Source organism: Shewanella sp., from assembly GCF_047975355.1.
Taxonomy (GTDB): domain Bacteria; phylum Pseudomonadota; class Gammaproteobacteria; order Enterobacterales; family Shewanellaceae; genus Shewanella.
This window is the reverse complement of sequence record NZ_JBKEDJ010000038.1, coordinates 1-7,480: the sequence shown is the minus strand read 5'-3', so window position 1 is coordinate 7,480 and position 7,480 is coordinate 1. Positions and strand designations below refer to the sequence as shown.

Below are 7,480 nucleotides of genomic sequence, written 5' to 3'. Positions count from 1 at the left end.
TGCAGGCGTTAAAAGTTGTCGAGCAATTGATTGAAATAGACACACATTAGCGTGCCGCTTAAATCACTCGATCCATGATACCCGTTTGGATCCCAGAACCCAGCAGTGCTAAGTTGGTCACGACCGTGAGCCAAAACAGTTGACGAAAGGTGGCTTTGACCGATTTATGCCGCAGTAACTGCTGGGCAAACAGTGCGCCGGGCCAACCCCCGAGTAGCGACATCAGGTGCAGGGTGCTTTCCTTGGTGCGCCAGCGACCTTTTCGCGCCGCCGATTTGTCGAAGGCGTAGGCGATAAAGGTGCATAAACTCAGCAGCAGATATAAACCCACAATCGCCAGGGGCAGCATATGCCACCAAGCGGCGCCGATTAACATCGCCAGAAAAACCAGTGCTAATAACAAAGGCATTGAACTCTGACGCGAACGCGCGGCTCTTGGTTTTGCCACTTTTGATTTCGCGTCTCTTGGTTCTGTGGCTCTAGATTTAGTCACTCTTCGCTGATTCACTCTTTGTTGAGTCGCTCTTCGTTCATGTACTGGAGTGGATGGCGTTTTACTGGCTCTTTTGTTGTTCATTATTCGAGTTCAAATGGCTACTAGCGTTGATGGACTTAAAGGCGAGCTGGCGCCAGAGTTTTTCGAGTGGCCCTTGGTGAAAGTAGCGTAAATACAAGCTCGCGAGTAGCAATTGCAGCAGCGAGTAACCCAGTGCTATCGCCATATAACCGCCCCTATCGAGGGTTAATAGTAACTCGGGAGCAAAGTGGCGAAAGATAAACACACCGACAATGGATTGCAATATATACAGGCTAAAGGCGAGTTTGCCGACATTTTGCAAAGGCTTTAGCACAGCCGAGCGGTTTTGGCAGATTTTAACCAATATGTGGATGTAAATCAGTGCGGTAGGGATAGCACTTAGCATGACTATGATGTCCGAAAACATCACCAATGTTGGGTTTTGAGTTAAGCCTAGCAGGGTATCTAGGGCAGAGAGAACTAAGCTGGCTAATACCAGCTTGATTAAGGTGTTTCGCTCAAATCCCTGCTCGAAGCTACCTTGGCGATAGAGCGCCATTCCGAGCAGCATCAGTCCGCCCGTGAACCACATTAAGGTGAAGGGAATGACGAGCGCCATGTAACCTACCTGCATGACATGCAGGAACAGTTGATTGGCATAACCCGATGTCCAAGCGCTGTATTGTTCGGTGAATAAGGGCGATTCGCGGGTAAAGAGCTCGTCACTGCCCATGATGCTGATTAAGCAGATAACCACTAACGAACTGAAAATAAAAATATTGGCCTTACGTTTTAACTCGGTGATGCTGGCATTTCGGTAGCAGAGTGCTAAAAAGCCGCTGATCCCATAGGTCAGTAAAATATCACCGGGCCAGATAATGATGCCGTGGATCAGGCCAAAGACAATCAACCATTTCAAGCGTGAGCGCAGCAGCGAATAGGCCGCTAAACCTTTATCGCTAAACCGTTGGTACTGAATATAAAGCCCGACACCAAATAAGATGGAAAACAGGCTGATAAAGCGCCCTTCAATAAAGAAGTTGCTAAAGGCTTCGAGCACTTGGTCTGAGAGCAATGGGATTTGATGGGGCGCATAGCCATAAAAGCTTATCCCCATAAAATAAATATTCATAAAAAATATCCCCAATACCGCTAACCCACGTATGGCATCGAGGTTGGCATTACGTCCAATTGGGATAGGCTGATGGAGCGTATGAGTCGCATCGATGGGATTTCCCCAAGGATCCTTGGCAGCTTGAGTGATAGGTTTGATAGCAGGCATCCTTTTGCTATTGGGAAAATTAACCGAGTCTGCTCGGCGTGATTCGAGTTGATAATACAAGGTGCTAGCTTAACAGGCGCTCAAATCAAAGAACACTCAACTAATTAAAGCGTTGGGCGCGTGAACCGTTTTGAAAAATATTGGCTATTCACCAATATCTTCGTTCCACAGCTGTGGCTTGGCGGCGATAAAATCGCGCATTAACTGTTTGCACTCGTGATTGTCCACCACAGTTACCTCTACTCCGCGGGACTGCACATAGGCTTCTGGTCCTTGAAAGGTGACATTTTCACCGACAACCACCTTAGGGATGCCATAGAGTAATATCGCGCCGCTGCACATATCGCAGGGGGAGAGGGTCGAATAGATCGTGGCCTTTTGATAATCGGCGGCGGTTAATCTGCCGGCATTTTCGAGGCAATCCATTTCGGCATGCAGCACGGCGCTACCTTGCTGCACGCGTTTGTTATGGCCGCGGGCGACAATTTTCCCGTCGATCACTAATACTGAACCAATGGGGATACCGCCTTCGGCTAATCCTTGTTTGGCCTCATCAATCGCGGCCTGTAAAAATTCATCCATTTTGATCCCCTGTCTTAGGTTGTTTGGCTTAGCATAGCAGCCTGCAAGCGTTGAGCAAGACAACCTAAGTGGTGATTTCGATTGATGATTAAGCTTGGGTTGATGTGCCTAGGCTTACTTCTGCGGCTTTTCTGAAATCCATAACTTGATATGTCCTTTCACGACTACTACGCCTTGGGTGTCGTAGGCGGTAACGGGTACCAGCATATCGCCGGGCGTCCATTGCTCTGGTGTGACTTCGGCAACACATAAAATATCACTGCCCGCCTTGGCGGTGTAATCTAGGCTCATGCCCTTAGGGATCCAACGCAGGTGGGCCGGAATCGATGCTTCGGCCATGACGCCCATCGCCATTTCTAAGCCGTTACAGATGGCGATAACATGCACGGTTTTTATATGGTTATGAACGGCATGACGTTTTTTAATCAGGCAAGCGCAGCGGTTAAGGCGTAATTCAGTGATCAGTGGTTTGATGGTGCCAAAATAAGGCGCCATGCGTGATACCATGATGGAGAAGATTTTTTGGCCAAAGGGCCAGCCTTGGGTTTTATGGTAAAGCGCGAGAACCTTATTGGGCTTAGCGTTTGGGGTTTGTGCGTTAGGGCTCATGGTTATCCTTCATCGGAGTGCAAACTTAAGGTGTTAGTCTTAGGCCGCTGATATTTTTAATGCTTAGCGGCGTGCCTGTTTCTTTCTGGTCGGATGAGTGTAACATTGGGATAACATTAAATGCCAGTCGGCCGAATTAAGTAAACTTCATTTCGCGGTTTTTACGCTAACACCGTATAATCACGACAAATTTGTCATCAATGACACGTCATAATGATTTAACTACAAGGACTCACAGTGAAATATTTGCTGACCTATTTTAAGGGAATGGCCATGGGGGCCGCCGATGTGGTGCCTGGGGTTTCGGGTGGCACTATCGCCTTTATCACCGGTATTCTCGATACCCTGCTCGAAAGCGTTAAACGTATCAATCCTTCGCTTTGGGGCGTGATTAAGTCACAGGGGATTAAAGGTGCCTTTGAACATATTAATGGTGGATTTTTACTGAGCCTATTAGCGGGGATCCTGACCAGTATTTTTACCTTCGCTAAACTGATTTCTTGGTTGCTGGTGGCACATCCCATTCCGATTTGGTCATTCTTCTTTGGCCTCATCATCATCTCTGTGGTGCACATGCTTAAACAGGTGAGCGGTTTTACGCTGGCGCGTTTGGGATTATTCGCCTTAGGGGTTCTGGCTGCTTGGGTGATCACTGTACTGAACCCTGTATCGGTCGAGGCCAGCTATTTAAATATTTTCTTCGGCGGTGCGATTGCCATTTGTGCCATGGTATTACCGGGGATTTCGGGCAGTTTTATCTTATTGCTGCTCGGCTTATACCCTGTGGTACTCGCGGCGGCAAAAAATATCCAAATCGATATCTTGGCCTGTTTTGCGGTAGGCGCTTTGCTGGGGATTTTAAGCTTTAGCCATTTACTCTCGGCCTTGCTGCGTAAATACCATGATGCGACCGTAGTGTTTCTCACGGGCTTGATGCTCGGCACTTTAGGTAAAATTTGGCCTTGGAAACAAACCTTAACTTGGCGTACTAACTCCCACGGTGAACAAGTGCCGTTATTGGAGCAAAATATTTCGCCGCTGAATTTTGAACAAGTGACGGGCCAACCTTCACAGCTGATGTTAGCTGTTGTGTGTATGTTGGCGGCCATCGCCTTAGTTTGGGGTTTAGAGAAGGTCGGCAAACGGGATTAAGCCAATCCTGTGGATGATATAAATAAAAGCAGCGATATTCGCTGCTTTTATGTTTTAAGGCCGATGGAATGTACTCGACTTTTGGGCAATGTTATTTTGCTGGTCCGTTAAGTTACAATCGCGCCTCAGAGTGCAAGCAGTCGATGTTGTGCATCCGTTTAAACTCAGTGAGAGTTTGCAGTTACGATAAGGATATAGTCGTGGAAAAAAAACAGGTTCCCTGGGTTGGCGTGGCGCTAGCCATTTTTGCCTTAGGTCATGTGGTTAACTTAATCATAGATAAACAAGATTCTGAAATATCCCCAGAGTTAAAGCAGCAAATTTCTGACACTATTCAGGCTCACAGAACACCCGCTTCAGCGAATAATGTCTTGATTCATGAGCCAAACAACCGTGAGATTGCCGAGACTTCGCCCAAAATCCCTATGCCTGCAGAATTAGCCGATGTGAGTCAAATCTACAGCAATCTCAATGCTTTTGCGGCGCTCAAACGAGACGGTACTGTAGTCACATGGGGGGATGGTGAGTGTGGTGGTGATAGCAACAACGCTGCCGAGCCTCTACTTAATGTAAAACAGCTGTATGCGGCAGAGGATACCTGCGGCTTTGCCGCGTTAACCCATGACCACAAACTGATCCCTTGGGGAATGGGGGATGAAACTATGCCTTGGACTCGAGGAGTGAGACCTGTACTGCATGATGTACGCGATTTTGTTGTGGCTAAGGGGCTCTATGCTGCCATTAAGCAAGATGGAAGTGTCGTCAGTTGGTCTTTTGAAGATGCAGCAACTGCCGAGCTAGGCTCTGGTCAATACGCAGCGCCAGCGATGACGGGCGTCGTGTCTGTCTCTGTTAACTATGGCGCTTTTGCCGCCTTAAAACGGGATGAGACAGTAGTGACATGGGGGCAGGCGGATTATGGTGGTGATAGTCGCGAAGTCGCCTCAGCGCTTAACAATGTGAAACTCCTCTATGCTAACGATAATGCTTTTACCGCTATGACAGAGACGGGCAGATTGGTGTCGTGGGGTAAGGTCAGAGCGGAGCAAAAAGGTCGTGAGCAAGTGGCAAAGCTTAACCAGCTTGCGCCTGCCGTGAAAGTTGTTGCTTCCAAAAATGGTTTTGCAGCGCTGCTGGCTGACGGTAGTGTTTATGCGTGGGGGGAAGGGGAGTTAACTGAGGATCATGTGCCATTCCCTGCCCACTTATCTCGCCCAAATCGTGTCAATAAAGTGATTGATATTTTTGCCAATAATGACGCGTTTGCCGCCTTAACCATCAGCCGTCAACTTATCGTTTGGGGCAGTAAATACCATGGTGCTGATACGACAGTCCTTAAAGATAAATTACAAAGCGTGCTTAAGGTTTATCCTTTTGATGAAGGATTTGTTGCGCTACGTAGGGATAATACGGCTATCGCTTGGGAAGGATGGGAATTGGCAGAAAACCAGCCGCGTTATCAAGAGGTCACTCAGGTGAGCAAAGTGGTGACCTATGAACGTGAATTTGCCTTTTTAAAGCAGGATGGCACTGTGGTTGATGGCCACTCTGGCCCCAAAACTGACATTACTCAAGCAACGGATATTTTCCCTACGGGGTTAGGCTTTACGGTTAAACGCCAAGATGGCTCGATTGCAGTATGGATGCGGGAAGATCCCGCGGTGACGCTAGATAAGCAAGCCGTTGATTTGAGTCATATGCGGGATATTCGCAGTAATTTGCTGGATGTGATTGCCCTAATGGACGATGGCACTGTACAGGCATGGAATTTGACAGGCAGTATGAGCAATGTGCTCTAAGCCAATGAGCAATACCATTTGAAGCTAGCAAGCTAATAAAAACAAAGGGCTAAGATGAACATCTTAGCCCTTTGTTTTTAAGCGAGGCTTTTCTCGCTTTCCGCCTGATTGGCTTTAATTTCACGCAAATAACGGTAAATGGAATGCACTGAAATTCCCAATCGAGTGGCGGCCACTTGGGCGCTATCCTTGAGTTCGAAAATCCCTAACTCATGGAGTTGATTGACAATTTCACGACTCTTTTGTGAAGGGGAAATCGTGGGATTCGCACGTACCTCGTGGTTAACACTATCGATAGTGCTGTGCAGCGCCTCATCAATATTGCGCGCAAACACCTCGGGCGAACTGGTCAATTCGCTGCCGAGGAGCTGCTCTGGCATCATAGTGCGCAGCACAGATTGCAGCGGCGCATCCATATCGGTATTGATGCACAGTAACCCAATCGGCAGGTTTTTAGGATTACGGATAACAGTGGTTATCGAACGTAAGGTCTTACCGTTGGCACATTTGGTCAGGTAAGAGTTAGAAATATCCTGACCCGTTTTGAGCTTAAGTAAGGCCAGGTTAGTGATGGGCGCACCGACCTCACGGCCAGTGACATGCCCATTGGCAATTTTGATCACCGAAGGATGCTTAGCATCTAAGCTGTGCAGCACGACCTCTGTATGTTGGCCATACATGGCGGCAATCCCATCGACGATATTTTCGATGGACCTGAGTATATCCAGATCGCTTTGAGTTAAGTCTTGCAATTTCACTCTTATGACCCTTTTTCAGCAGCTTATCAGGAATAATCGTCTTATTCTGACATGATATTAATGATGGTGACATCCGTAGATGACATGCCATTGAGTACCATCTTGCCTATGTTCTTAATGGTTTTCTCAACATCTTTGGCGATGATACCTTGGCCTGAAACGTTTTGGCTGTTGAGCGCCATTAAGAATGAACGTACCGCCGCACTTGATGAGGTACTAACCTTCATCGCGCAGGAGGCTTTGGCACCGTCACAGACCATGCCCGAGCTGTCGCTGATGACGTTTTGAATCGCATAGCAGGATTGCTCGAAACTGCCGCCCGCTAAATACACCATGGCCATAGAGGCGGCGGCGCTGGTGACCGTATTGCCACAGAATGCCGATAACGGCGGATAGTGGGACTTGATATAAATCGCCCCGAGGTGGCTCATGATCAGCGCGCGAGCCAGTTTCTCTTCGCTGACCTTATAACATTGGGCGGTGATCACCACAGGAATCGTCGCCGCAATCCCTTGATTACCACTGCCTAAATTGCTCATGGCGGGCAGATTGGCACCGCCCATACGCGCATCCGAAGCCGCTGCAGTGAGCATCACAATCTTATTGAGTAAGTCTTCGCCAATGATCCCAGCGGCAATGCCGTTCTTCATGGTACGGCCGACTTCCAAGCCATAGGGTTTGGACAGGCCTTCATCGGATAATGTACTATTTAATTCAGAGGCGTTAAGGATAAATTGAATTTCTTCAAAGGGGACTTCTTGGGCGAAGCGGTCAATCGATT

Annotated in this window: 8 protein-coding genes; 2 read left to right on the top strand and 6 right to left on the bottom strand. The window is 48.0% G+C overall.

What is annotated here, in order from left to right; genetic code table 11:
* Positions 1-58: 58 nt before the first annotated feature.
* The 4 genes from ACK5NH_RS11715 to ACK5NH_RS11700 all read right to left on the bottom strand — a co-directional run bounded on the left by ACK5NH_RS11715 (position 59) and on the right by ACK5NH_RS11700 (position 2,990).
* Positions 59-577: a DUF1294 domain-containing protein gene (locus tag ACK5NH_RS11715; protein WP_416920287.1), complete on the bottom strand. Its 519-nt coding sequence runs from the start codon at positions 575-577 to the stop codon at positions 59-61.
* On the bottom strand, positions 555-1,799 hold the full coding sequence (locus tag ACK5NH_RS11710; protein WP_416920285.1) for a DUF418 domain-containing protein: 1,245 nt from the start codon (positions 1,797-1,799) through the stop codon (positions 555-557). Before ACK5NH_RS11710 ends, ACK5NH_RS11715 begins: the two co-directional genes overlap by 23 nt.
* A gap of 144 nt (positions 1,800-1,943) precedes the next feature.
* A complete protein-coding gene (locus ACK5NH_RS11705; RefSeq protein ID WP_416920283.1) occupies positions 1,944-2,381 on the bottom strand; it encodes a nucleoside deaminase in 438 nt (145 codons plus the stop codon).
* A 114-nt stretch (positions 2,382-2,495) separates the two neighbouring features.
* Positions 2,496-2,990, bottom strand: a complete 495-nt coding sequence (locus ACK5NH_RS11700) for a hotdog fold domain-containing protein (RefSeq protein WP_416920281.1) — start codon at positions 2,988-2,990, stop codon at positions 2,496-2,498.
* Between the two features lie 237 nt (positions 2,991-3,227).
* Here ACK5NH_RS11700 and ACK5NH_RS11695 point away from each other — a divergent pair, with 237 nt between their 5' ends.
* Positions 3,228-4,142 carry a DUF368 domain-containing protein gene (locus tag ACK5NH_RS11695; protein ID WP_011626843.1) on the top strand — a complete coding sequence of 305 codons (915 nt, stop codon included), beginning with the start codon at positions 3,228-3,230 and terminating at the stop codon, positions 4,140-4,142.
* 200 nt (positions 4,143-4,342) lie between these two features.
* Positions 4,343-5,941 carry a hypothetical protein gene (locus ACK5NH_RS11690; RefSeq protein ID WP_416920278.1) on the top strand — a complete coding sequence of 533 codons (1,599 nt, stop codon included), beginning with the start codon at positions 4,343-4,345 and terminating at the stop codon, positions 5,939-5,941.
* 77 nt (positions 5,942-6,018) lie between these two features.
* On the opposite strand, the gene ACK5NH_RS11685 is transcribed toward ACK5NH_RS11690, so the two are convergent.
* The gene (locus ACK5NH_RS11685) at positions 6,019-6,699 is read right to left on the bottom strand and encodes a helix-turn-helix transcriptional regulator (protein WP_416920276.1); all 681 of its coding nucleotides are present in this window, start codon (positions 6,697-6,699) and stop codon (positions 6,019-6,021) included.
* A 41-nt stretch (positions 6,700-6,740) separates the two neighbouring features.
* The coding region (locus ACK5NH_RS11680; RefSeq protein ID WP_416920274.1) for a serine dehydratase subunit alpha family protein at positions 6,741-7,480 on the bottom strand (740 nt) is incomplete at its 5' end.

Coding starts and splice junctions, on each gene's coding strand:
- ACK5NH_RS11715 (WP_416920287.1), bottom strand. CDS start 577: ATGAACAACAAAAGAGCCAGTAAAACGCCATCCACTCCAGTACATGAA.
- ACK5NH_RS11710 (WP_416920285.1), bottom strand. CDS start 1,799: ATGCCTGCTATCAAACCTATCACTCAAGCTGCCAAGGATCCTTGGGGA.
- ACK5NH_RS11705 (WP_416920283.1), bottom strand. CDS start 2,381: ATGGATGAATTTTTACAGGCCGCGATTGATGAGGCCAAACAAGGATTA.
- ACK5NH_RS11700 (WP_416920281.1), bottom strand. CDS start 2,990: ATGAGCCCTAACGCACAAACCCCAAACGCTAAGCCCAATAAGGTTCTC.